The organism is Dyadobacter endophyticus, from assembly GCF_014641595.1.
In the GTDB taxonomy this organism is placed as follows: Bacteria; Bacteroidota; Bacteroidia; order Cytophagales; family Spirosomataceae; genus Dyadobacter; species Dyadobacter endophyticus.
In genome coordinates this window covers 404,416-429,474 of sequence record NZ_BMIA01000002.1, presented here as the reverse complement: position 1 = coordinate 429,474, position 25,059 = coordinate 404,416, and the positions used below count along the sequence as shown (strand labels likewise).

The window sequence follows — 25,059 nt, the reverse complement described above, 5'->3', positions numbered from 1 at the left end:
TTATGTTACACGGGCACGGCGACGATGGTTACAGGTATGGAAGCAGGATCATCGCAGATTTCAGCACGAATGTCTGGTACGGAGGCGAACCAGCGGGTTTGAAGGAGCATGTTTTTGCAAAATGGAATGAGATAAACCGTTACCCGGAGGTACTTGCCGAGAGTTTGCGCGAAAAGGTAGCAAGGCACCATCAGGTGCAGGCAGGGCAGGTGCTCGTATGTAGCGGAACTACCGAAAGCATCTACCTGGTTGCTCAATTGTTCTCGGGAAAGCGCACAACGGTCGTGATTCCTTCATTTGCTGAATATGAGGATGCCTGCCTGTTATTCGATCATGAGATTGCTGGTTTGACCTGGCACGATGCACTGGAATTGCCGAGGTTGAGGAGTGATTTGGCATTTATTTGTAGTCCGAACAATCCAACTGGGTTGATTTTTAGAGATTTGCAATACTGGCTTAAACTAAACCCGCAGTGCTTGTTCGTAGTCGATGAGGCGTTTATCGATTTCACAGAGGGAGCCGGGTCAGTTATTTCGTTGATGTCGAAGTTTCCGAATTTGCTGATCATGCGTTCGTTGACAAAAACTTACGCTATTCCCGGATTGCGGTTGGGTTATCTGCTCGCACGCGAGGAATTGATTGATTCGCTGATGAATATCAAACAGCCCTGGACTGTTAATAGCATAGCCATGACGGCCGGACATTACATCTTTGATCATTTCAAGGATATTCAGCCACCGGTTTCACAGCTTTTGGAGGATAAAAGAACGTTCGTTCAAGAATTGCAAAAACTGGAATGTCTGGAAGTGCTGGAAAGTGATACGCATTTCTTTTTAGCAAGAACTTTGGTGCGCAATGCGGCTCAACTCAAAGAATTCCTGGTCGACAAACACGGCCTGCTTATCCGCGACGCCGGCAACTTCCGTGGCCTGTCACGGCAACATTTCCGCCTTGCCACGCAACGGCCGAATGATAATCAGAAAATGCTCGATGCATTGAAAGAATGGCAGACGCTCTATTATTAATTCTTCCGCTGGCTGCGGGGTATTTGCTGGATTTATGGCTGGGCGATCCCGACAGCTGGCCACATCCGGTCCGGGTGTTCGGTAATGCCATTGCGAAGGGCGAAAAACTCTTGAACCATGGCCGGTTCCGGTTTTTGAAGGGGACGGTACTAAGCGTACTCCTGGTGGTTTCAGTGTTTGCATTTTTTTATTGGACCAATGTAATACTGATGCAGCTTCCTGTTTTGCTGGTGTTGGTCAATACTATTTGGGTTTATTACGGCCTGGCCAACCATTCCCTCATTGCGGAAGGTAAAAAGGTGTTCAGTGTGTTGGAAAATGAAGGGCTGGACGCGGGTAGGCAACAGCTTTCGAGAATTGTTGGCAGGGATACGTCAAAGCTGAATGCGCAGCAGATACGCATCGCGGTGTTGGAAACAATGTCCGAAAACCTGAGCGACGGAGTCGTAGCGCCCCTTTTCTACTATGCGATAGCAGGGGTACCGGGCATGATGGCTTATAAAATGGTCAACACGATGGATTCGATGCTGGGGTACAGGAATGAACGCTATGAATGGTTTGGGAAATTTGCCGCGCGGCTGGACGACGTGGCCAACTTTATCCCGGCGCGTTTGACAGCGTTGCTGATGGTTTTGGTGACCGGGAGCAAACGAGGGTTACTATTTATCTTCAAATTTGGTGGGAAGCACAAAAGCCCGAATGCCGGTTACCCCGAGGCAGCCCTGGCGGGAATTTTGGATTGCTGCTTCGGAGGCCCGAACGTGTATCAGGGGAATGTGGTTGAGAAGCCTTTTATTGGTGAGAACGACCGGGTCATCAAGCCGGGCGAAATTACAAGCGCGGCAAATGTTAATCACCGGACTTGCGTGTTGATGGTATTGATGATTCTTCTGTTGATTAGTTCAGGTCTCTGTCTTCCTTGATTTTCTGAACCAACGCTGGCGAAGTGCCTGCCCATCTTCGGAAATATCTTCCAGGATCGATTTCCGTAGGATGTCGTCTCGTTTCATGTTGGGAGTGTGCAAATGAATCTTTACAATGATAAGCAATAAAATATCGCTAGTTTTGCGGCCATCCAGGTACACGCATTTCGCGTGATTAAAAGGGAATCCGGTGAAAGTCCGGAACAGTCTCCGCTGCTGTGAGTTCACAACGAGGCTCTTGTATGATGTCACTGGGGTTACCCCGGGAAGGCACAAGGGTTGAACGAGTCAGAAGACCTGCCTGCAAACGCTGTTAATATGGCTTTCGGAAGAAAGGCCGGTGACTCATGACTATTAGAAAAATACTTGCAGCCATGCTGCTGTGCGGCTTGCTGGCCGGTTGCAGCACTTCTTCATCGCTTTACGAAAAAGGCGATTCTCATTACGCTGGTCGTGACCTCTTCCCCGAAAAGGCCAAAGTGGTTTATGCCAAGGGCTTCAAAATCAGCTATCACAAGCACCATAAGGTCGTCAGGATCATGAGCCCGTTCGAGAAAGCGACGGATACGCTCACGTATGTGCTGGTACAACGCGGTACGCCACGCCCGATCGGGTACAACGACAGCCAGGTGATCGAGATCCCCGTTAGGAGCATGGTCGCGATGTCGTCGCTGCACATCGGCTTGATCGGGTTCCTGGGCTGTGAGGATATTCTCACAGGTATGGGAAATCTCAAATATGTTTCTTCCGCCAAAGTGCTGGACCGGATCAAATCCGGCCGGATTGTGGAAGTAGGCAAAGATCAGGGGCTTAATGAAGAATTGTTGGTGAGCATGCATCCCGATCTGATTATGGCTACGGGCAGTCCGGTTTCGAAGGTGAGCCGGTATGAGTCGTTGCATCAGGCGGGGATTCCGGTGATGGTCAATTCGGAGTGGGTGGAAACCACACCGCTGGGACGGGCGGAATGGGTGAAACTGCTCGCTGCATTGATCAATAAGGAAGGAGAAGTGAACAAAAAGTTCGCGCGTGTGGAGGAGGAATATAAACAGTTGGTGAAACTGACAGCCAAAGTTGCCTTACGCCCCAGCCTGATTACGGGGATGAATTCGAAAGACGCCTGGAATGTTCCGAATGGCGATAGCTACGTGAGCTGCTTTTTCCGGGACGCGGGAGCCTCGTACCATTGGGCGAACACAAAAGCGACGGGAAGTTTGCCGCTAAGCTTTGAAACGGTTTATCCGGTTGCGCTGCAGGCCGACTTTTGGCTGAATGTGAGCATTGGAAATGTACAAACCAGGAAAGATGTTCTGGCGCGCGACATCCGTTATGCCGACTTCAAATCATTCAAAACCAACCGTATTTACAGCTACAACAACCGCATGAATGCGCAGGGCGCGAACGATTACTGGGAATCCGGTGCGGTGAACCCGCATCTGGTGCTGGCCGACCTGATCCGCATTCTTCACCCGGAGCTGTTGCCACAGCACGAGTTGATATACTATAAATCAATCAATTAAATGAAAATATACACCAAAAAGGGCGATAAGGGTACCACCGGGTTGTTTGGTGGAAGCCGGGTAAGCAAGGACGACGTCCGCATTGAATGCATCGGCACGCTTGATGAAGCCAATTCGACGATCGGATTGCTGCGCGTAAAGTTGGGCACGGGGCATGAATGGCAGGCTAATCTGCACAAAATACAAAAGGATCTGATGGACATGATGTCCCACCTGGCTCGCCCTTCGGACGCAAAAAAAGAGAACAAAAACCCGATGCCGGTCGATGGTGCGGCTTTTTGTGAGGAGTGGATCGATGCGCTTGAAGCTGCTATGACCTCGCCGTCCGATTACTTTTTGCTACCGGGCGGGAACGAGGTGTCGGCGCTATGCCATGTTGCGCGGACGCAAATGCGCAGGGGCGAGCGAAGGTTGGTGTCGCTGATCAAAACCGATGAGGTAAATGAGGCTATCCCGGCTTATGTCAACCGGCTGTCGGACCTGTTTTTTACCCTCGCACGAGCCGAAATGGACAAGGCAGGCGTTGCGGAGGAAAAATGGCAGCTCTTTTTGTATAAACGCTTTAAAAGTGCGGAGCCGTCATGATCATTTACGTTACGGGCGGTGTCCGCAGCGGAAAAAGCAGGTTTGCGATGGATCTGGCATTGCAAAAAAGTGCCAATCCGGTATATGTGGCTACGTCGAGGGTTTGGGACGAGGATTTTGCCAGGCGTGTAAAACGGCATCAGGAAGAGCGCGGGCCGGAATGGACATCGCTGGAAAGTGAGCGGAATATTCATTTGCTGCCGCTCGCAGGAAAGGTGGCGGTGATCGACTGCGTTACATTGTGGCTTACAAATTTGTTTGTTGCTTTTGAATATGATGTCGAAAAGTCGCTGGCCGCATTTAAAGCCGAACTCGACATGCTGGCGAATATCGACGCTACATTAATTATCATATCCAATGAAATAGGCATGGGCGTTCATGCTGAAACGGAAGCGGGCCGGAAATTTGCCGATTTGCAGGGTTGGGCCAACCAATATGTGGCCGCTGCGGCACAAGAGGCGATTTTGATCGTTTCGGGACTTCCATTGGTATTAAAATCTCTCCAATAACTTTATGCATACTGCCACTATTACCAAACAGGAAATTCAGGCGAAAATTGATCTGAAAACGAAGCCTTTGGGTGCTTTGGGAGCGCTTGAAAAGTTGGCATTTCAAATTGCGTCGGTGCAGGACACCTTGTCGCCGCAACTTGTGAGCCCGCATATCATCGTTTTTGCAGCCAGCCATGGGATTGCTTCGGAGGGCGTAAGCGCCTATCCATCGGAAGTTACGCCGCAAATGGTGCTTAACTTCATCGGTGGAGGTGCAGCGATCAACGTTTTTACGCGGCAGCACGGCATTGGTCTCTTGCTGGTGGATGCCGGTGTAGACTATGATTTTGGTAAAAATGAAAAATTGGTCGACGCGAAGGTGGGTTTTGGGACTAAAAGCTTTTTGCAGCAGCCTGCTATGACGGGCGCCGAGTGCAGGCAATCCCTGGAAAAGGGTGCCGAATTGGTCCGGCAGGTGCAAGAGACCGGCTGTAACGTGATCGGTTTTGGCGAGATGGGTATTGGTAACACTTCTTCGGCATCGGTGATTATGAGCCGGTTACTCAACAGGCCGATATCTGAATGCGCAGGCAAGGGAACAGGCCTCGACGACGACCAGCTTGCCAAAAAAATAGCGGTATTAACCCAGGCATTGGAATACCATCAAAATACAGGTAATGATCCCGAATCGGTGCTGGCGACATTTGGCGGATTTGAAATTGCGATGATGTGCGGCGCCATGCGCGAAGCCGCGCGGCTGGGTATGCTGGTGCTGGTCGACGGCTTCATCGCTTCCGTTAGCTATTTAGTTGCATTAAAAATGGACCCGGGCGTTCAGCGAAATGCGATTTTCTGCCATCAATCCAACGAAAAAGGCCATCGCTTGCTACTCGAATCACTGGAATCGGAAGCGTTGTTGAAGCTCGATATGCGCTTGGGCGAGGGCACAGGCTGCGCGCTCGCGTACCCGCTCCTGCAAAGCGCGGTCGCATTCCTGAACGAAATGGCAAGTTTTGAAAGTGCTGGGGTAAGTCAGAAAACAGAGAACTAAACCGCAGGCAGATGCTCCCAATACGTCACCATCTCACCCTTGTTTTTACGGCATTACAGTTTTACACGCGCTTGCCGGCACCTAAATGGGTAGTTTACCGGCCTGAAAACCTCAGTTTGGCGACGGGCTATTTGCCGTTTGTGGGCTGGATTGCGGGCTTAGTTGCGGGTGGAGCGTGGCTTGGGGCAGCCTATCTCACAAACCCTTCGATAGCTGTTTTGTGCTCCATGATCATTTCCATACTATTGACCGGCGCTTTCCATGAAGATGGTTTTGCCGATGTTTGCGATGGTTTCGGAGGCGGATGGACGCGCGAAAAGATCCTGGAAATCATGAAGGACAGCCGGGTCGGTACCTATGCCTCGGTAGGTTTGATATTGATTCTTGCGTTGAAATTCGCGCTTTTGCAATCTATCGCGGGGTGGGAGAGCGGGATATTCGGGATATTGGTTAGCGGCCATGCATTAAGCAGGCTCATGCCGGTTTTCGTCATTTACATGCTCCCATACGCGCGCGATACCGACAGTAAAGCGAAGCCGGTCGCCGGGAAGCCACCTTTTTGGGTACTGGTAATGGCTATCGTTTTCGGTGTATTGCCACTGTTTGGAATGGCCGTATATGTGCGACAGCCATTGGTATTGGCGGGGATTCCACTATTGGGGCTGGTCACGCTGCTGCTGGCGAACTATTTTAAAAAATGGATCGGAGGCTATACCGGCGATTGCCTGGGTGCGATTCAGCAGGTATGTGAGGTCGCATTTTACTTTTTCGTAGTCGTGTTATGGAAATTTGTCTGATCCGCCACACGACGCCTGTTTTCGAGGCGGGTCTGATTTACGGGCGAAAGGAGCTTCTGCTGCATGCTGATTTTCCGTCGGAACGGGATGCGGTGTGTTCCCAATTGGATGACGATTTTGATGTAATCTTTTCCAGCCCCGCACTGCGTTGTACCGAACTGGCCCGCGCGATTTCGCCCGCATTTTCGACAGATTATCGCTTGCAGGAGTTGGATTTCGGGGAATGGGAGGGTAAAACCTGGGATACGGTCGACCAGCAGGCATTACAGTTGTGGATGGACGACTACGTGAACGTGTGCACGCCCGGGGGCGAGAGCATGGTGCAGATGTATGCACGCGTGCGTGAGTTTTGGGAGGAAATCGGGCAAACGGGATACGGGAAGGTGGCTATTGTGACCCATGCCGGCGTGATCCGCTTGATCCTGTCGATCGTCAACGAAATAGCACTGACCAGCATTTTTGATATTAAAATAGCATACGGGGAAGTGATTCGGGTTCATTTTACGGGCAGCAATTTGTAATTTGGATAATCAGAGAATCAATCCCAAATCATAAAGCTATGAGCCAGGAATACATCGACAGCGTCAGGAAGCAATTTGAATATTACAAAATGCTGGGTGAAAAGACGATCGCGCAGCTGAGCGACGAGCAGCTTTTCTGGAAATACAATGACGAAAGCAACAGCATTGCCAGCATTGTGAAGCACTTGTGGGGCAATATGCTCTCCCGCTGGACCGATTTTCTGACGACGGACGGGGAAAAGGAGTGGCGTAACCGCGACGCTGAATTCGAAAACGATATCAATGGCCGGGACGATCTTCTTGCGAAATGGAACGAAGGTTGGAGTTGCCTTTTCAATGCGCTCGATTCACTGAATGAATCTAATTGGAATACAATTGTTTACATCCGAAACCAAGGGCACTCGGTGCTAGAATCCATTAACCGGCAGCTGGCGCATTATCCCTACCATGTGGGGCAAATCGTATTTATCGGCAAAATGGCACTGGATGAAAAATGGTCATCGCTATCCATTCCCAGAGGCAAATCGCAGAATTATAACGACGATAAATTCGCACAGCCCAAGGCCAGGAAGCACTTTACGGACGAGTATATTAAAAAATAAGGGAGGTTTCGCTCACACTGTAAACCAGTAGACGGCCAACGCAACCAGCAATACCAGTACGATGGCGCTTATTAGCATGAAACCGCTTTTTCGATAAAATGGCAGCCGATGTTCGTTGGCGGTTTCTTCCGGTAACATGCTCCGGTGCAAACGTCCGAGCAGCCGACTGGAAACGGCCGGTTCTATTTCTTCGCTTTTTGTAAAGATTTTACCGGCTTCCGAAGTCATTACTTCATCAAAAACCCATTTCCCGGCAGGGGTTTGCAGGTGCCTGAGCAGCTCATCCTGCTCGTGACCATCGCATTGGTTCGAGATGTATTTGTAAACGAGGTTCCTGATATGAATTTCTTTATCCATTTATCTGGCCCGGTTCGGATTGATCACAATTGCAGCATGGCCTGGCTTTTACTTGCGCGTGTGAGCGTATGTAAAATGTGGCTTTTGCAGATTTTGAGCAGGTAACATTTCAGGGAAGATTCATTATTCAGTCCATCGCGGTTTTCCCACAATTTCAGGAACACATCGTGTACGGCTTCTTCGGCATGTTCTGTGGATTTCAAAAACCGTAGTGCAAAGCGGAACAAATAGGCGTGATATGTTTCGTACACCCTTGTAAATGAGGGGATGTCGCCATTGCGGATACTTGCTGCAAGGATGTGATCCTGCATGATCGGTTCTTTCATATTTCAGTTTCTGCGGGCTACGTTTGAATTTGAGTTATAAGCAAGTTACTAATAATTTCTACTTTTTGTAACCTAAAACGCAATACAAACGCTTCAATTGCGCCTGATAGAGCGTAGAACATTTTGCTGGTGGCGCAAACGCCCCCCAACAATGCCGTATTTACACAGCGCCCATCCTTTTGGTACCCATTAGTTTTGTATCAACCAATCAGTCACAAAAACTATATAAACCAAAAGAAATCATGGAAGCTACATTTGTTACCCCAGGCGCAAAATCTCGTACCGACAAAGCCGCTCTCGTTGGTAAAATCATCAGCGCATTGTGCATTCTGTTCCTGCTATTTGATGCCGTTGGGAAAGTGATCAAGGAATCACATCATGTCGAAGGTTCGGCCGCACTGGGCTGGCCTGTGGACCAGGTACAAAGCATCGGGATCGCATTGCTCATTTCGACGATCCTTTACATTATCCCGCGCACATCCATTCTGGGAGCTATTCTGATTACCGGTTACCTCGGGGGAGCGATTGCGGTCATGGTACGTGCCGGGCAGCCGTTGTATTTCGCCTCGGTGTTTGGTGTGCTGGTGTGGGCGGGATTGTATTTGCGTAATGAGAAGGTGCGTGCGTTAATTCCATTCACCAAATAACAGTCAGATTACATTTCATCAACCGCATTGGCAGGCCGGGAACATGATCGTTCCCGGCCTTACACGACGCCTCCCATCAACGGATCGGTTTTCGTAACGGCACCGGTTTCGACATGTCCTGCAAACCGCTCTTCATAACCCTCATGCCCTTTCACTTTCACGCTGAAATCGTACCATTGGAATGATTTGCCCAAATCCATCACAAGCGAAGCCTTGCCGCCAACAGCGAACGTCTTGTTCTTGGCAGCGGTTTTATAGCTGTTGTCTTCGATGACTACGCTATGCGGCTTCGAATCCAGGTTTTCGATCCTCACGAGCACATTACCCGTTGGTTTCGAAGATTTTACCTCATGTTCGCAACTTACTTTCAGTTTCGGATTGGAGGCCCCTCCGATGAATTCGCGGTAAAAGCCGTTAGGCCCGTATACGCGCATATGGTAGGTGTTGTTTTCAAAATCGGTGAGTTGGAATTCGTCCGTAAGTGTATCGCCGGCTGCTACGCTGTAATCCCAGGAGCGGAGTGTTTCGTTGCGGTAGGGCCGCATGGCATATACGCGGAAGGGGATACCGCTCGATTTGGCTCCGAAAAGCTGGTTGCCTGCCTTGAAAGATAATTGAAGCGTATTGCCGGACTTGCCTGTTTGTGCATTCACAAATGGCTCATAAGGCAATGCACAGGCCGGGCGCACGCCTTTTTCCTGAGTTGGGAATAGCGGCGAGTTTGTGCGGTCCTTGTTAAGATCCGCCAGTTCCGTAGTCCCGAGCTTTTTGAAATTTTCCGGAGCTTGCTTGAACTGGGCCTGGTGAATGCTTTCGATAAATGGTTTTTGCTGCAGGAAAACCGGCTTCTCGATTTTTTCGCCATTATAGGGCCGGAACACCGAGGTCAGGTCGCCGCAAATCGTCCGGCGCCATTGCGTAATATTCTCTTCATACACGTTTTTGTTAAATTTCTTTTGAAGGAAATTTTCCAGGAATTGCAGCGAAGAAGTATGGTCAAACACCTCTGAATTGACATAACCGCCTCTTGACCAGGGCGAAGCAATGATCATCGGCACGCGGTAGCCCAGGCCGATTGAACCTTCACGGATACCAGCGGGATTGGCGGAAGGATTCGTTTGCTGGTCGGCCAATGCGAAATCCATTTTCGGATCGATGCCTGCGGATACTTTTCCTGTGTTCTCTTTATAAGGATTTGGAACTGTAAATGGGGGCAAATGATCGAAATACCCGTCATTCTCATCATAAGTCACAATGAAAATCGTCTTTTTCCAAACCTCGGGATTTTGCAGCAAAATCTCCATTGCCTCGCTCACATACCAGGGGCCAAACCAGGGCTCGCCGGGGTGATCCGAGAAGCGTGCGGGCGACATCAGCCACGAAACCGTCGGTAATGTGCCGTTTTTAACATCCTCGCGGAACTGATGGAAAATATCGCCTTTGGGAACATTCAGAGTCCGGTCCGTGCCATTATCCGAGTACTGCATAGCCGTCAGTTCATGGAAGTGCGGGTCGCTGATGTTGGTGGTAAAGGCCTTGTCATTCAGTTTTTTGTCTTTGCCCGAAAGGTTGGCCAGCGTTTCCTTATTGAACTTCGTTTGCGCTGTTTCGATGTTTTTCAATAGCCTTTTTGCAGCTTCGGCTCTTGTCGCTGCCCGCGGGTCGGTTGCCGATTCCTTTTCAAGATCGGAAATTGTCTGCACGACGGTCTGCCTTTTATTTTCGAGATTGGCGATCCCGCCTTCGTGGAACCGCACGTTGTAAGCTTTGAAATATTCCAGAACATTGGTACCAAAGTTGCTCAGCCACTCGCTTTCCTCGCCTTTGAGACCGTAACCCATTGTGAGCTCATTCTGGTAAACCTTCCAGCTGACGCCGTTTTCTTCCAGACGTTCCGGGTATGTTTTCCAGGTGAGTTCGGGATACTCGTAATTGCTGATATTCCACAAATGCGCAATGCCGGAAGGCTCGTTTTTCTCGCGGACGGTGCCGGTCATCCAATAATAGCGGTTGGGATGCGTGCCGGTAATGCTCGAACAGAAGTTATGATCGCAGACGGTGAATGCGTCGGCAAGGGAGTAGTAGAACGGGAAATCGTTACGGTCGCAATAGCCCATTGTGAGCGGGATGTGCGCATACTGCTTGTTGCGAGGTGCTTTTACGTCGAGCCAGCGGTCGTATTTGCCATTGTTCATGGCGTCGGTTTGGTCGGTCCAGCCGTGGGGAATGGAGCCCATCCAGGCGACCTTCGTGTCTTTTACATTGAGGCGGAAAGGGCCATAGGTTTCACCGGCCTTGTTGGTTTGGAACCAAACCTTGTTTTTATCGGGGAGCTCGATCGCGCGCGGGTCGTTGAAGCCTCGTACGCCCTGCAACATGCCCAGCTGGTGATCGAACGAGCGGTTTTCCTGCATGAGGAATACAATATGCTCGGCATCGTAAAATGTACTGCCTGGTGCAGGGTCGATGGCCAGGGCCTTTTGTATCACGGGTGGGAGTGTATTTGCCATGGCGCCCGTACCCGCGAGCAGGGCAGCTTTTCTAAGGAAATCTCTTCTTGAATCCATGAATGCTGGTGAGTTTAGGACGTTAAAATTATTGCGGAGGGCTTTACCGGCTGTTACCCGTGGGTTATCATTTGATCATTTTTATATCACTATATTTGGAAAAAGCACTTATTACAACAGTTCTATGGCAGCCATTGAATTAATTAAGGAAAAGCCACTGAATCCGACGGCCCGGCAATTTGTGGAGCACATCGAAAAATTCCGCTCACCGGTCGAAGCGATGAAACTCATGCGCTATTTCAAAACCGGGGAAGGGCAATATGGGGAGGGTGATGTGTTTATGGGTGTGCGCATGGGGCAGATTTTCGAAATGGCGAAAGCTTACATTGATATGCCCCTGGAAGAGCTGGAACTGTTGCTGCAAAGCCCCATCCATGAGATCCGAACAGGGGCGCTGAGTATTATCGATAAGCAGGCCAGAAATAAAAAGACGACGCTTGATCAGCGGAAACTGCTTTATGAGTTCTATTTGCGAAATACGCACAGGATCAACAATTGGGATCTGGTCGATATCTGTGCGCCGCATGTGGTAGGCGGGTATTTGTACATTTCAGGCAAGCCGCGGGATGTGCTTTTTGAATTGGCCGCTTCCGACAGCATCTGGGAACGCCGGACGGCGATTGTTGCTACCGGGTATTTCATCCGAAAAGGGGATATTGAAGATACTTTCCGGATCGCCGAGCTGCTTTTAGATAATAAGGAAGACCTCATTCACAAAGCCACCGGCTGGATGCTGCGCAGCGCCGGGCAGATCAACCGGCCGCAGTTGCAGAAATTTCTGGATAAATATGCCGCTACCATGCCCCGGACCTTGCTGCGGTACTCGATTGAGCATTTCGATAAACCTTTGCGCAGCCATTATATGGGGTTGAAAAGGGCAGGGTAGCGGCCTTTTAAGCGATTGCTAAGCGGTTATTTCGCGGGTGTGATCACGATGTTGCGGTATTCCACCGGGCCGTGGTCGCCCTGGATGTAGAGCGGGCCGGCTTCGCCTTCGTTGCTGTCCAATGCGCCGCCGGTAATGCCTGGGATCTCCTGGTTGCTGATCACCGTTTTGCCGTTCGCGACGAGTGTAAGCATTCTGCCCACCAACGTAATGTCGAATGTGTTCCATTCGCCGGCTTCTTTGGCTACCATTTCGCTCGGGGTAATGAAACCGTAGATTGCGCCCATCTGGTCGAGCGCGGGTTCCATGCCTTTACCGTCGGTGATCTGCACTTCGTAACGACCGCGCAGGTACACGCCGCTGTTGCTGCCTTTCGGAATCCGGAACTCGATATGCAGTTTGAAATCGCCGAATTTCTGGTCTGTAACCAGGTTAGCACCGGACTTAGGGCTGCGGAGGATACCATTTTCTGCGATCCACTGGTTTTCCCCAGTCGCGTGCCATCCTTTAATCTCATTCCCAGCTGTCAGTTTGATTGGCGCCCCCCATGCAGGTGTGGCTTTCCCGCGCAATGCCGGGGCGCGCACGCCTTTGTAGCTGTAAGTTTTGCCGTCGGGCGTGGTCAATGATCCGGTAATGGCATCCCCGGACACCGTGCCTTCTACTTTGAGATCGCTCTCGCCGCGTTCCCATTGTGGCGGGATCGCGAAATCGAATTTGCCTTCGTTAAAATGTACCACGGAAATAGGGCGGGCACTGCCCGAGAAGCCGGTAAACTGGCCTACGAGCGTTTTGGTACCCGAATGGCGCACTTCCAGCCAGGATGGCAGCGTCTTGCCGTTTGCATCCACGCTAATGTCCCAGCGGCCTTCGAGAGAGGAAGCGAGGGGAGCGGTGTCGGCTTTTGTCGAAAAGGTTGCCATCAGCAGGGCACCCGCCGAAAGCATGAAGTTCCGGGAAATCCGGTACAGGTTGGTTTGGAATAATTTCTTCATAAATTTTTTAGGTATTAAAGGGTGTGAAAGTTAGAGATAAAAATCAATTGTTGCTCGTGTGAACGCAAAGCAATCATTCGAAAATATTTTACTGGTTTTACTGATTGTGTCCTCGTTTTTGCCCGGCCCACCGAACCGGCTGGTTGTCGGACTGTCGGCGCTGGCGCAGTCTGCGGCATTTTTTGGGGTGGTATTAGCGCCGGAGGGGGCTGCTTTGGTTGCTTATGGATTTCCGGGATCGTACGAAAGGGGTAGGAACGCACCGACGTGTGCTGGGATCGCAGCCTCGTCGCTTGTGGGGCTGTTTTGCCATTATGTATGGAAGGGTGTCCGCAAGTTGGAGGCGCGATCGAGTCCTTTCGTAAAAGGCGCTTACGCGAGTTTCGCTACAAATCGCGAGGATAGGCGCTATTACTGGTGCGATTAGAAGGCACCACAATATTGGCACCGTCCGAATCGTCCAATTGGATCAGTTATTGCAGCGATTTTCTGCGTAATTTGAATAGAAACAAACTAGCGGCTATGAAACGGATTGCGCAGATAACGGATATTCATTTAATGGAAGAGTGGTCGGAGAAACATGGCTCGGATACCGACACCAATCTGAAACTGATCTTGCAGGACGTAGGCGCGCGCGGGATCAGGGAAGTGATTTTTACCGGCGATATCGGTCATTCCGACGCGTATCAGCGCTTTTTTGCATTGCTTAAAGATTTTGACTTTACAGTCATACCCGGTAACCACGACCAGTTTGCCGATATCCGGCCGCATTATCTTCCGGAATACCTGAAAACAAAAAGTGAAATGTTCCATGCTACCGAGGATGAACATTTCAAATACATTTTCCTCGATTCTTCGTCGGATTCAATCAGTGAAATGCAACTGCAATGGCTGGAAAATGAACTGGTTACCACTAAGCATGTGCTGCTTTTTATTCACCACCCTGTGTTGCAGGTTCTCACGGCAGTTGATTTTAAATATCCATTACTCAATCGTGAGGCGGTGAAAAATGTCCTCGTACGCAGCGGGCGCGAGATCACAGTTTTCAGCGGGCATTATCATACCGATGATTTTACCAAAGAAGAAAATATTACGCAATACGTAAGCCCCGCGGCGTCGGTACAAATGGAGAAGAATCCGTTGGAGATTGTAATTCACAGCCGGTATTACGGCTACCGCATTATAGAACTCGAAGGCAGGAAAGTCAGTACGCACGTGGTGCTGAACCACGGGAAAGGGTTTGACGTGGTCGATTGAAGCAAAAAAAACCGATCCTGAAACCCTGGCCTTTCCATTCACCCGTAGCTGCGTTGCTCTCACATGCCTTTGCGAGCGATGATTGGCGCTCGTAGGGCATTTTTATCGCCGCTTACTAACTCAAATACCCAGTAATACCCTCATTTTTAAGTAATTAGGTTTTGGATGTCGCTTTTTTACAATACACGCTTTCAGAATAACCCTAGTTTTGTAGCGTCAATACAAAAAGCCCTTTTCGCGAACGATGAACTCAGGTTATCAGGAATTTAAACCATCTGCCGAATTACAGCAATATGTGGAGTGCTACTGGTTGCACCGCTTCGAAACGGTGGGTGAGCGTGAGTCGCCGGTGCAGCGCTGCATGCCGTTCGGGACGTTGGAGCTTATTCTTCATCTGGATGATAATCGTTGCGATGCGTTTTTTAACGGACAATGGGAAAAGTTGCCGCCTGCGTTTCTCGTAGGATTGTATCGCGACGCCGTGCAATGGAAAACAGTAGGCTCGTGCAGGAAATTCGGGATACGGTTGCGGCCGGAAAGCGCGATGGAACTGTTCAATGTGCCGATAGCACCGCTGTTTAACCAGTTCACCGACGTCGAAAGCTATTTCGGAAAAGAAATAAACCGGCTTGTCGACAACGTATATGGGCTACGGGACATAGGTGAGGTTGTGCGCATTACGGAAGCGTTCCTGCTCGGGCTTTTGAAAAATGCGCATTCGAAACAACCCCACATTTCAGAAGCCACGCGGCTGATCCGTCAAACGCAGGGCCGGTTGTCGATCGATGCTTTGAGTGAAAATTTGTACATCGGCAAAAGGCAGCTGGAAAGGATTTTTAAAGACCATTACGGCACCACGCCCAAAATGTATCAGCGCATTATCCGGTTCAGGAACGCCTACGAATCATTTCGCGGCATGTCTTCCACGCCGAATTGGGCCGACGTTTCGTATAAATTCGGCTATTCCGACCAGGCACATTTTATCCGCGATTTCAAGGAATTTACCCGGGAAGTGCCGACCAGCATATTCCTGGATCAATATCAATATTTCAGGTTACCCGAAAAGCAAGTGAGGTTCGCCTGATCCGGTTTTAAACTTTAAATCTATTCACCATGAAACTTGTTTACCTGGCTGCTTCGGTCGCCGTATGGTCTATTTGTGCCTTTACAAAGCAATCCGAAGCGCCCAAAGGCGTTACGTTTACCTCGTCGGAAACCAGCACCAAGCACGAAAGCGTCGTTGTCGCGTCGAAAGACGACGCCGTGAAAAGGGGAGAGTACCTTGTTACGATTATGGGTTGTGCGGATTGCCACGCGCCCAAAAAAATGACACCGAAAGGCCCTGCGCCGGATATGGACCGTTTTCTATCGGGGCACAACAGCACCCAGCCGCTGGGCACGTTTGATAAAAGCATCCTCAAAACGGGAGAATGGGTGGTTTTCAACGGGCAGAGCACTGCATTTGCAGGGCCATGGGGTATGTCGTTTGCTGCCAATCTGACGCCCGATGAAACGGGAATTGGCAACTGGTCGTTCGAGCAGTTCAACACCGCTATGCGCAAAGGGAAGTTCAAAGGACTCGAAAACAGCCGTCCGCTCATGCCACCGATGCCGTGGTTCAACTACGTAAATATGGCCGACGACGATATGCGGGCCATTTTTGCCTATCTGAAATCCATCAAACCGGTTTCAAATGTGGTACCATCGTACATTCCGCCGGCTCCCTGAACTGCGTTGCTACTGTTTTACGGTCATTACTTTCAGGACTGAATCTTCTTTCAGATAGAGATACTGCTCGCGGGTCTGGTCGGTCATGTATGCGGCCAAATCCGCCTCCGATTCGAAACTGACCAAATGCACTTCATAAGGCACCTCGAGTTCGCCTTCGATCAACTGCTCCGGGCCTGTACGCAGCCTCAGGAGCAGTTTTCCGTTATATTGAGGTATCAGTGGCAGTACCAGCGACTCAAATTGCTGAAAGATTTCCTCCTTACCTTCTTTGACATAAACAAATTGTGTGATCGTTACCATGGTTGTCGGTTTGTTTTGTGCCCCAATCTCGAAAAGAATTTACATTCGCTGCAACTTTACTACTTAAAGCATCCTCTTTGAAACAAATTGATGGCCATCAATATAAGGAATGGGATAGCTCTTCCCATTGAGTGCTTTTTGTGTTTTTTCAAAAAATATTCCACCCCTTGATAGCCATGAAAACGAAAAGAATCCATTTTGCTATTTTGCTGGCACCCGCCCTCTGGCTCGCCAGCTTTGTGTCCGCCGACGCGCAGTCCGCCGACGCGCATTACGCAGCCGCGCAAGCTTACGTAGAATCCGATAAAGGTTACTGGCAGGTTCACACCGACCCGAATTCCCGCAACACCGTGGTACAATTCTTCGACGGCGATAACAATTTGTTGTACCAGGAATCGATGGCGCGAAAGTATGTTAAGCTGACGAAGCGGAATGTACAGCTTTTTGACAACCTGCTGGCGAAATTGATGGCTCGCGAATTGTTGTCTGAAAAAGTGAAGGCGTACGATATCGTAGCCGATAGCCGGACAGATTACCGGGGCTCGTCTGAGCCGGAATGGTTGGCGCCGGGCGCGGCGCCGAGCGTAAACTTGAAAACGGCCATGTCGAATGTGTATGTTGTGCAAAAAGGAAAAATGAAGGTGATTCTTAAAAACCCTGCACAGGAAAACTACGATATCCGCATTGTCGACAGCGAATTACGCACAATTTATCACGAGCAGGTCAAGGACATGGCTTACGGGCGTTGGTTCGACATGTCGAAGCTTGGGCAGGGCTCTTATAGCGTGCATATCAGCAGTCCGAGAAAGAAATTGAATTATAAACTCATCATCGATGATTACCTCGGTTATCGGCTGGAAGATTTGAAATGATGTTTTAGTCAGGTTTGTGAATAGTAAATGGCCTTCGGTTTTTCCGGGGCCATTTTTTTGTTTGATTCAAAATTTTCATTTTACTTTGCAATACAAAGTACTTTTAAAATTAAGGAGTAGGTATGAAAGTCAAGATGATCCTGCCGGCATTAACCGAAGCTGAGAGCCCGTTGTGGAGGCCAATCAAGTACTCCTTATTTCCGCCGCTGGGGCTTGCTACGCTGGCCGCTTACCTGTCGCCGGAGGATGAAATCGACCTGCAAGACCAGCACGTGGAGACGTTGCTGGTCGACGACGTGCCTGATTTGGTGGTGATACAGGTTTACATTACCAATGCATTTCGGGCATACGACATAGCCGATCAATACAGGCGGAAGGGCTGCTATGTTATTTTGGGAGGCTTGCATGTAACCTCGCTTCCGTACGAGGCGATGCCGCACGCCGACAGTATTTTTATTGGCCCGGGCGAGGATACGTTTCCGCGCTTTCTGGCTGATTTTAAAAACCGCATGCCTCAGAAAATCTATACTTCCACGATTCGTACTTTGGCGGGCATACCGCCCATTCGCAGAGACCTGATCAAGCGCCATCTTTACCTGGTACCCAATTCCATTGTTGTAACTAGGGGTTGCCCGCATCATTGCAGTTTTTGTTACAAAGACGCGTTTTTCGAAGGAGGAAAAACTTTTTACACGCAGCTGGTTGATGACGCCCTCGCGGAGATCGACCGTCTGCCGGGGAGGCATTTGTATTTTCTGGACGATCATTTGCTGGGCAATGCGAAGTTCGCGGAATCGCTTTTTGAGGGAATGCGGGGAATGAACCGCGTGTTTCAGGGAGCCTCGACGGTGGATGCCATATTAAGAGGTAATTTGATCGAAAAGGCGGCGGATGCGGGTTTGAGGAGTCTTTTTGTAGGTTTTGAAACTTTCTCGCCCGAAAATTTGAAGCAAAGCAACAAAAAACAAAATCTGGAAATGGATTATGCGAAGGCTGTGAACCGATTGCATTCACTGGGGATTATGATCAACGGCAGCTTTGTCTTTGGTTTGGACGAAGACGATAACGACGTGTTCAAACGAACGGTTGACTGGGGCGTGAAGCACGGCATTACTACTTCGACTTATCACATATTGACACCGTATCCGGGTACGGAATTGTACAAAAACATGGAGGCTGGCGGACGGATACTGACCCGCGACTGGGATCGGTACGATACCCGGCATGTAGTATATAAAACAATGGGGCTTAGCGCCGGGGCATTGGAGGAAGGCTACTGGTGGGCCTATGATGCATTTTACAGTTGGAGGAATATCGTCAAATCAAGCTTGCACCACGACTCGGTGAAGCATATTGCCAAACATTTTTTATACTCGGGTGGCTGGAAAAAATTTGAACCGCTTTGGAATTTTATCATTAAAACAGGGGGATTGAATGCTATGCTACCGTTGTTGGAATCTATCTTATCGAAGGTCAAAACGTTTAATAGCGGGGAAAGAGAACCAAACTATCCCGAAGTAACCAAGTCTGAACCGCTGATCCTGAATTGAAATGCGTAGAATATATTATTTGATAGCCGCTCTGCTGATTTTCATTATAGAAGTATTGATAGCGGTGTATGTTCATGACGATTTCGTAAGGCCCTGGGGAGGCGATGTGCTGGTGGTTGTGTTGCTGTATTGCATTGTGCGGAGTGTTACCAGGTTGGATATACTTTCGGCGGCGTTGTTGGTTCTCGTGTTTTCCTGGTTTATAGAGGCGTTGCAATACCTGCAAATCGTCAGAATACTCGGTTTGGAAGCCAATGCGGTTGCCCGAACGATCATCGGGACGACCTTTTCGTGGTTGGATATCGTTGCTTACACATTGGGCATCGTGTTTGTCGTGGGAGTTGAAATAGTGATAGGTAAAAGGCATGCATTATGAAATGGTTTGTGAATGAAGGTTCAATAGTGCGTGAGATCTGGGGGAAGGCTGATACGATCCTGTTTATTTTTGCGGGAGCGTCGGCTGAATTTGCATTGAATAAATCGGTCGACTGGCTTTACTTTACCGGAAAACTGCCTGCTGACCCACTGGGAAGGCTTTTTTCGACAGTCGGTTATGCGAGGCAAATTGTGTTCTCTGAACATGACGATGCCATGCGGGCCATTCATCAGATCGCCTCGATCCACCAAGGCGTGGAGCGCAGCCGCAATGCCCGCATTCCCGACAGCGCCTACCGCGATGTGCTTTTCATGCTCATTGATTATTCAGTTCGGTCATTCGAATTGCTCGAAAGAAAGCTCACAACCGCAGAAAAGGAAGAGCTATTCACCGTCTTCCGTGCGGTGGGAGAGGGTATGGGCGTACCTGGCCTACCCGCGAACCTGCGTGCGTGGGAGCGTATGCGTGCGGAGCATTTGCAAGAGAACCTGATCGAGAGTGACTTTACAATTGATTTGTACAAACAATACAGGAAGCATCTAGGCTGGTACCGGTATCATTTGCTGCGTAGTGTCCAGATGCGGATTGTGCCCGACCGTGTAAATGAATTGCTTGGGCTGGGACGAGGCTGGTTTCTTGATTTGATACTTCCTGTTTATAAAATAAGCCGCCGAATGGGCGTGGGCGCATTTCTACGCAACATGCTCCTGCCTGAAAACTACAAAATGCAGGTTATTGACCTCGATATGACCCTGCATTAATCACCGGAAATCCCGGGAGGCCGGGAAAATCTCGGCTTGTACGTTTTTGCGGGGCTGCAACTTCCGGACTTTGGCCTGGGACTCGTACTCATCTTTTTCATCGGCCCGCGACAACGTCAGCAGGTCCGGTTCCTGATTCTCGGTGGGGCCTAGTTTCCGCAATAAGCCGGAGGCATTCATGCATTTGCTCACCACCACGTGTATCACGCTGCCTTCCTTTTGCACCTTGCCCTCAACCATCAGCAATTTGGAGCGGAGCACTTCTTTGCGATAGGTATCAAAAAGGTTTTGAAAAACGACCAGGTTTGCCGTACCGGTTTCGTCTTCAACGGTGATAAAACAAATGCCGCTGGCGGTTCCGGGCCTTTGCCGTACAAGTACCAAACCGGCCACTTTCACTATTTTACCGTCGTTAATATGTTCCAGTTCTTTGCTGGACACTGCACCAAGCGCATTCAACTGTTCGCGCACAAAACTCACCGGATGTTGTTTCAACGAAAGCGACGTCGCCGCATAATCATGAATGACGTGCTCCGACAGCGTCATTTCCGGTAACACCACATTCGCCTCGCTGGCAGGACCTTGTCCTTCGAAAAGCCCGATCGGCCGGTCGGCCATAGCCGAAGCCTCCCAAAATGCCTGCCGACGGTCGAAGCCGATGGACCGGAATGCATCGGCATCTGCCAGTTTTTCCAATGCGGTATGGGAAATGCCGGCTTCGAGGAGTTGATGAATATGCGTAAACGGCCGGGTGCGGGCGTTGGTCAGAATCTGCATTTCTGTCTCTTTCAATCCTTTCACCTGTCTGAAACCAAGCCTTAATGCGCATGGCTTACCAGGAATATTTTCAAGGGTATTATCCCAAAAAGAATGATTAATATCGATTGGCCTTACTTCCACTTGATGGTTCTGTGCATCGATCACGATCTGTGCCGGGCGGTAAAAACCCATGGGCTGACTGTTGAGCAGTGCCGCCGCAAACACATCTGGATGGTGGCATTTGATCCACGAAGAAACATACACCAGCAACGCGAAACTGGCGGCATGGCTTTCGGGGAAGCCGTAGCTTCCGAAGCCTTCGAGTTGTTTGAAAATCCGCTCGGCGAAGTCTTGCTTATAGCCTTTTTTTACCATACCTGATACCAGCTTATCCCTCAATCTGGATACAACTCCTTTGGCCTTAAAAGTTGCCATACTCCTTCTTAGCTCATCTGCTTCTGTTGGGGTAAATTTGGCGGCAACAATCGCAATATTCATCGCTTGCTCCTGGAAAAGGGGAACTCCTTTGGTCTTTTCCAAAATTTTCCTCAATTCTTCACTAGGATATTCTTCTTCTTCAATCTTATCTCGTCGCCTTAAATAGGGATGTACCATATCACCTTGAATAGGTCCGGGCCTGACGATGGCGACCTCTATTACCAAATCGTAGAAACACCTTGGTTTTAACCGGGGTAACATGGACTGTTGGGCCCGACTTTCAATTTGAAAAACACCGATTGTATCGGCTTTGCAGATCATATCATAGACAGCCTCGTCATCCGGAGGAATACTCGCAAGATCATGGATGATATTGTAGTGTTCTTTAAGTAAATCAAAAGCTTTGCGCAAACAAGTAAGCATACCCAATGCCAGCACATCTATTTTGAGAAAACCCAATACATCAATGTCATCCTTGTTCCATTCAATACACGTGCGGTCTTCCATTCTTGCATTAAGAATTGGACAGAGATCCGAAAGCTTACCTTGTGTAATGACAAAACCACCCGTATGTTGGCCGAGCTGGCGTGGAAAGCCCATGTATTGCTTAGTCAAATCGAGGATTTTAATTAAATGCGGGTCATTGGGATTAAATCCGTGCTCGGTTATAAGTTTGCCGTCGAACCATTCGTCTGTAAATTCCCACAACGAGCTTGAAAGCCGGTTAACAGCGTCCATTGACATTCCCATAGCTTTTGCGACATCACGGACGGCGCCTTTTTGATGTACCTGTGTGACAGTCGCTACAATACCTGCACGATCCCGGCCATATTTATTATAAATGTATTGCATCACCTCTTCCCGCCGCTCATGTTCGAAATCCACATCGATGTCAGGCGGTTCGTTTCGGGAGGAAGAAATGAAGCGTTCGAAAAGCAGATCAATTTTAACAGGATCTACCGAGGTAACGCCAAGGCAGTAGCATATGGTTGAATTGGCTGCCGAGCCTCTTCCCTGGCAAAGAATATTTTGAGACCTGGCGAACCTTACAAGGTCGTAAACGGTAAGGAAATATGGAGCATAATTCATTTCTTCAATAAATGTCAGCTCATATTCAATGGCATCTTCTACTTTTTGGGGAATGCATGCTCCAAATCGTTGAACTGCTCCCTGCCAGGCCAAAATTTCAAGTTCCCGCAAAGGCGTCCTACCCTCCGTAGTCAACTCCTCCGGATACACATATTTCAAACTACTCAGCGAAAACTGACAGGCATCCACGATTTCCTGCGTGCGTTCGATGGCTTCCGGGAATTTCATGAAGAGCCGTTGCATTTCGGCAGCCGGTTTCAGATACCTTTCGGCATTTTCGTGCAAGCGGAAACCAGCGTTGTAAATGGTGCATTTCTCGCGGACGCACGTGAGCACGTCCTGCAATTCACGTCTTTGCAGGTTGTGGTAATGTACATCGTTGGTCGCCACCAGTGGGATATGGAAGCGCTGTGAAAGCTGGTCGAGGCGGTAGAGTTTTTTCATATCATCGCCCTGGTAGGAGCGTATGGAGCCGAGGTATAGATTGGTACCGAGCTCCTCGCGGTATTCTTTCAGGTTTTGAGCAAAGGAAGGGTCGAAATCGAAAGATTCATTTAAAGCGGATGGCGCTACTGCTATGAATTTGATACCTTTTGCATGACGGTAAATATCGGCCTTGTAAAGGTCGCATTTACCCTTTTCCGTGCGGAGGTTCCCTTCTGTAAGCAATGCGGATAGGCGGCTGTATGCCTCCCGGTCAGTAGGGTAGGCAAGCAGGCTGGGGCCGTCGAGCAAATCGAGGCGGCAGGCCGGGATAATACGGAAATCCTTGCCTTTCGTGGCTGCATGCGCGCGTACGATGCCCGCGAGCGTGTTGCGATCGGTGATGGCGATGGATTTGTAGCCCAGTTCCATCGCATGCTCCACCAGCTCCTCAGGGTGCGACCCGCCGCGGAGGAAGCTGAAATTGGTGGTGACTTGTAATTCAGTATAATTCATGATGATGAAGTGTAATCTGGCCTAACAGACTGTATTCAGGCAAAGAAGCCATGTATAAACCATTTGGGAAGGTCTTCTTCCTTTTCTTCCGAATACGGACCCAGCCTGAAAACCCAGTAACGTTGCCCTTCCTGATTTTCCAATGTATAATAGTCGCGATGGAGGCCTCGTTGCAGCCACCATTCCTGCTCGATGCGCTCGGGGCCTTCCGACTTTTTGATATAATGCACTTTCCCCTTGTACCGGAAACCGGTTGGAGGGTAATCGGGAACCGGGGCGGTCACTTCTATGATTTCGGGTTTGGGAAGCAGAAAAACGGGCCTTTGCCGGTCGGTACGCCAGCTGGTTTCCGGCTTCTGACGTAGGGAGGCAACCACTTTTACAGACCTTTCCGGCCAGTGGTGTTCGTCGGGCAAATACCGCTGAATGGTTTCGGTGCCCGCACGCCCGGCTACGGCATCGAGTAATTCGGTAATGGCGGCATTTTCAAAACCGCCGGCGGTGTCCCACATCGTTTCCTGCGTAGCGGTCATATCCTCTACCTCAGGTGCTTCGAGCAGGAACAACTCGATACCAAAACCCGGGGCAATGGTCTTGATTTTGAGTTCAAAAAGCCTGAAAAGGTGTTTGACGTGATGCGAGGCCCGGTTAGTCACAATGTCGATTTGCTGCATTTTCCCATCCACACGGAAGCAGCTCAAAATGCTCTTGCGAAGCCCCTTGCCCTCTTTCATGAGGCGGCCACAAAGCGTTTCCAACAGTTTTTGCAGTGCTATTTCAATACCTGTGGCCGTCACGATGGGTTCCAGGCAGGGAAGCCGTTCCTGGTAAGGGACAGCCTGACGGATCGGTTCGATAAATTCCTGGGAGTATCCCAGCGCCTTGTTCAGCTTATCCAGCATGTCATCCCCAAAACGCCGGCGAAGCATTCTGGGGGGTATTCCGATGAAATTGTTGATATGATAAAAACCCAGCTTTTGCATTTTTTCCAGCGTTTCGGGTGCAAGGCGCAGAGCTGCGGGAGGAAGTTTTAGCAGTGCATTATGCTGCTCACCACTTGGCACAATGGCCCCGGGACGCCCGAAATGTGCATGAGCCCACGCCAGCCCGACCGTATCCGCCATTGCGGCACGTACTGTGTATCCGGCTTGGGTAAGCCTGGCGGTGAGGTCATGCATATATGCGTGCTCGCCACCCCAAAGATATGCGCAACCTGTCACATCCAGGACCAGCCCATCGGGCGCATGCAATGCGACGGTCGGCGTGTAGCGCAGGCACCATTCGGCCAGCGCCTGCAATGCTAGCCGGGTAACTTCCGCTTCATGGTCCAGCACAATAAGAGAAGGTAAAATAGCCCGGGCATCCGCTACAACCATACCCGTTTCGATACCCAATGCCCCGGCCTCGGCACTCACCGCCCTTACCAGCATGCGGCCACGTTCGGGCACCGAAAGGGCAAATTCGAGACCGTACAGCTCCGGCCTGACGCGGATCTGGTGATCCGTAGCAAGGTTTGGGAACCATATGGAAATGAATCGCGCAAGCATTTATACGTATTGTGGATGAAGTTGTTGTGAATTATTGATATTATTAATATCTTAAAATAGGTAACAATAATATCAAAATTATTTGAAAAGTGCCAGCAATTTTTTTGCTTTGTTGAAATCATTTTACACACTTAAAAATTGAATGTT

At 49.7% G+C, this 25,059-nt stretch carries 26 protein-coding genes and 1 riboswitch; of the genes, 19 read left to right on the top strand and 7 right to left on the bottom strand.

All coding sequences use genetic code 11. The annotated features are described in order from the left end of the window. The first annotated feature begins 2 nt into the window (after window positions 1-2). The 9 genes from IEY24_RS13985 (at window position 3) to IEY24_RS13945 (ending at window position 7,515) form a co-directional block, all read left to right on the top strand. Window positions 3-1,025 carry a pyridoxal phosphate-dependent aminotransferase gene (locus IEY24_RS13985; protein WP_188933040.1) on the top strand — a complete coding sequence of 341 codons (1,023 nt, stop codon included), beginning with the start codon at window positions 3-5 and terminating at the stop codon, window positions 1,023-1,025. Next, window positions 1,004-1,948 carry an adenosylcobinamide-phosphate synthase CbiB gene (gene cbiB, locus IEY24_RS13980; RefSeq protein WP_188933039.1) on the top strand — a complete coding sequence of 315 codons (945 nt, stop codon included), beginning with the start codon at window positions 1,004-1,006 and terminating at the stop codon, window positions 1,946-1,948. Before IEY24_RS13985 ends, cbiB begins: the two co-directional genes overlap by 22 nt. A 137-nt stretch (window positions 1,949-2,085) precedes the next feature. Next, a riboswitch (cobalamin riboswitch) is annotated at window positions 2,086-2,267 on the top strand. Between the two features lie 28 nt (window positions 2,268-2,295). Continuing rightward, window positions 2,296-3,468, top strand: a complete 1,173-nt coding sequence (locus IEY24_RS13975; protein WP_188933038.1) for an ABC transporter substrate-binding protein — start codon at window positions 2,296-2,298, stop codon at window positions 3,466-3,468. Then, complete coding sequence (locus IEY24_RS13970) at window positions 3,469-4,053, top strand: cob(I)yrinic acid a,c-diamide adenosyltransferase (protein WP_188933036.1); 585 nt, start codon at window positions 3,469-3,471, stop codon at window positions 4,051-4,053. After that, on the top strand, window positions 4,050-4,562 hold the full coding sequence (locus IEY24_RS13965; RefSeq protein ID WP_188933034.1) for a bifunctional adenosylcobinamide kinase/adenosylcobinamide-phosphate guanylyltransferase: 513 nt from the start codon (window positions 4,050-4,052) through the stop codon (window positions 4,560-4,562). Before IEY24_RS13970 ends, IEY24_RS13965 begins: the two co-directional genes overlap by 4 nt. Before the next feature lie 4 nt (window positions 4,563-4,566). Next, a complete protein-coding gene (gene cobT / locus IEY24_RS13960) occupies window positions 4,567-5,595 on the top strand; it encodes a nicotinate-nucleotide--dimethylbenzimidazole phosphoribosyltransferase (RefSeq protein WP_188933032.1) in 1,029 nt (342 codons plus the stop codon). A gap of 11 nt (window positions 5,596-5,606) precedes the next feature. Beyond that, window positions 5,607-6,392, top strand: coding sequence for an adenosylcobinamide-GDP ribazoletransferase (locus tag IEY24_RS13955; protein ID WP_188933030.1), 786 nt, complete (start codon window positions 5,607-5,609; stop codon window positions 6,390-6,392). After that, a complete protein-coding gene (locus IEY24_RS13950) occupies window positions 6,377-6,913 on the top strand; it encodes a histidine phosphatase family protein (protein ID WP_188933028.1) in 537 nt (178 codons plus the stop codon). The genes IEY24_RS13955 and IEY24_RS13950 overlap by 16 nt, the downstream gene beginning before the upstream one ends. A gap of 38 nt (window positions 6,914-6,951) precedes the next feature. Then, a complete protein-coding gene (locus tag IEY24_RS13945; RefSeq protein ID WP_188933026.1) occupies window positions 6,952-7,515 on the top strand; it encodes a DUF1572 domain-containing protein in 564 nt (187 codons plus the stop codon). Between the two features lie 12 nt (window positions 7,516-7,527). On the opposite strand, the gene IEY24_RS13940 is transcribed toward IEY24_RS13945, so the two are convergent. Together IEY24_RS13940 and IEY24_RS13935 are read right to left on the bottom strand one after the other, a co-directional pair. After that, a complete protein-coding gene (locus tag IEY24_RS13940) occupies window positions 7,528-7,872 on the bottom strand; it encodes a hypothetical protein (RefSeq protein ID WP_188933024.1) in 345 nt (114 codons plus the stop codon). Window positions 7,873-7,895: 23 nt separating this feature from the next. After that, complete coding sequence (locus IEY24_RS13935) at window positions 7,896-8,198, bottom strand: RNA polymerase sigma factor (RefSeq protein ID WP_188933022.1); 303 nt, start codon at window positions 8,196-8,198, stop codon at window positions 7,896-7,898. Window positions 8,199-8,440: 242 nt separating this feature from the next. On the opposite strand from IEY24_RS13935, the gene IEY24_RS13930 reads away from it, so the two are divergent. Continuing rightward, window positions 8,441-8,845, top strand: a complete 405-nt coding sequence (locus IEY24_RS13930) for a DoxX family protein (RefSeq protein ID WP_188933020.1) — start codon at window positions 8,441-8,443, stop codon at window positions 8,843-8,845. A gap of 59 nt (window positions 8,846-8,904) precedes the next feature. Here the strand turns inward: IEY24_RS13930 and IEY24_RS13925 are convergent, their stop codons facing one another. Further along, entirely contained in the window at window positions 8,905-11,412 is a 2,508-nt protein-coding gene (locus IEY24_RS13925; protein ID WP_188933018.1) for a phosphocholine-specific phospholipase C, read from the bottom strand. A 124-nt stretch (window positions 11,413-11,536) separates the two neighbouring features. Between IEY24_RS13925 and IEY24_RS13920 the strand changes: the two genes are divergently transcribed. Next, window positions 11,537-12,298 (top strand): DNA alkylation repair protein, encoded by a 762-nt coding sequence (locus IEY24_RS13920; RefSeq protein ID WP_188933017.1) that lies wholly within the window; start codon window positions 11,537-11,539, stop codon window positions 12,296-12,298. A gap of 26 nt (window positions 12,299-12,324) precedes the next feature. Here IEY24_RS13920 and IEY24_RS13915 read toward each other — a convergent pair whose 3' ends face one another. Next, a complete protein-coding gene (locus IEY24_RS13915) occupies window positions 12,325-13,293 on the bottom strand; it encodes a 3-keto-disaccharide hydrolase (protein ID WP_188933015.1) in 969 nt (322 codons plus the stop codon). Window positions 13,294-13,351: 58 nt separating this feature from the next. On the opposite strand from IEY24_RS13915, the gene IEY24_RS13910 reads away from it, so the two are divergent. The 4 genes from IEY24_RS13910 (at window position 13,352) to IEY24_RS13895 (ending at window position 16,278) form a co-directional block, all read left to right on the top strand. Further along, window positions 13,352-13,720: a hypothetical protein gene (locus IEY24_RS13910; protein ID WP_188933013.1), complete on the top strand. Its 369-nt coding sequence runs from the start codon at window positions 13,352-13,354 to the stop codon at window positions 13,718-13,720. 95 nt (window positions 13,721-13,815) lie between these two features. Further along, the gene (locus IEY24_RS13905) at window positions 13,816-14,550 is read left to right on the top strand and encodes a metallophosphoesterase family protein (RefSeq protein WP_188933011.1); all 735 of its coding nucleotides are present in this window, start codon (window positions 13,816-13,818) and stop codon (window positions 14,548-14,550) included. A gap of 244 nt (window positions 14,551-14,794) precedes the next feature. Then, window positions 14,795-15,634, top strand: a complete 840-nt coding sequence (locus tag IEY24_RS13900) for a helix-turn-helix domain-containing protein (RefSeq protein ID WP_188933009.1) — start codon at window positions 14,795-14,797, stop codon at window positions 15,632-15,634. Window positions 15,635-15,663: 29 nt separating this feature from the next. Beyond that, window positions 15,664-16,278, top strand: coding sequence for a c-type cytochrome (locus tag IEY24_RS13895; protein ID WP_188933007.1), 615 nt, complete (start codon window positions 15,664-15,666; stop codon window positions 16,276-16,278). A gap of 9 nt (window positions 16,279-16,287) precedes the next feature. Here IEY24_RS13895 and IEY24_RS13890 read toward each other — a convergent pair whose 3' ends face one another. Then, window positions 16,288-16,581, bottom strand: a complete 294-nt coding sequence (locus tag IEY24_RS13890; RefSeq protein WP_188933005.1) for a DUF1330 domain-containing protein — start codon at window positions 16,579-16,581, stop codon at window positions 16,288-16,290. A gap of 176 nt (window positions 16,582-16,757) precedes the next feature. Here IEY24_RS13890 and IEY24_RS13885 point away from each other — a divergent pair, with 176 nt between their 5' ends. From IEY24_RS13885 to IEY24_RS13870, 4 genes are all read left to right on the top strand, one after another. Then, window positions 16,758-17,453: a T9SS type A sorting domain-containing protein gene (locus IEY24_RS13885; RefSeq protein WP_188933003.1), complete on the top strand. Its 696-nt coding sequence runs from the start codon at window positions 16,758-16,760 to the stop codon at window positions 17,451-17,453. 122 nt (window positions 17,454-17,575) lie between these two features. Continuing rightward, window positions 17,576-19,003, top strand: a complete 1,428-nt coding sequence (locus IEY24_RS13880) for a B12-binding domain-containing radical SAM protein (protein ID WP_229222269.1) — start codon at window positions 17,576-17,578, stop codon at window positions 19,001-19,003. A gap of 1 nt (window position 19,004) precedes the next feature. Beyond that, window positions 19,005-19,379, top strand: a complete 375-nt coding sequence (locus tag IEY24_RS13875; RefSeq protein WP_188933001.1) for a ribosomal maturation YjgA family protein — start codon at window positions 19,005-19,007, stop codon at window positions 19,377-19,379. Beyond that, the gene (locus tag IEY24_RS13870) at window positions 19,376-20,140 is read left to right on the top strand and encodes an oxygenase MpaB family protein (RefSeq protein ID WP_188933000.1); all 765 of its coding nucleotides are present in this window, start codon (window positions 19,376-19,378) and stop codon (window positions 20,138-20,140) included. The genes IEY24_RS13875 and IEY24_RS13870 overlap by 4 nt, the downstream gene beginning before the upstream one ends. Here IEY24_RS13870 and IEY24_RS13865 read toward each other — a convergent pair whose 3' ends face one another. Beyond that, complete coding sequence (locus IEY24_RS13865; protein WP_188932998.1) at window positions 20,141-23,365, bottom strand: error-prone DNA polymerase; 3,225 nt, start codon at window positions 23,363-23,365, stop codon at window positions 20,141-20,143. It abuts the gene before it with no gap. A 35-nt stretch (window positions 23,366-23,400) separates the two neighbouring features. Beyond that, complete coding sequence (locus IEY24_RS13860; protein WP_188932996.1) at window positions 23,401-24,912, bottom strand: Y-family DNA polymerase; 1,512 nt, start codon at window positions 24,910-24,912, stop codon at window positions 23,401-23,403. Window positions 24,913-25,059: the final 147 nt, after the last annotated feature.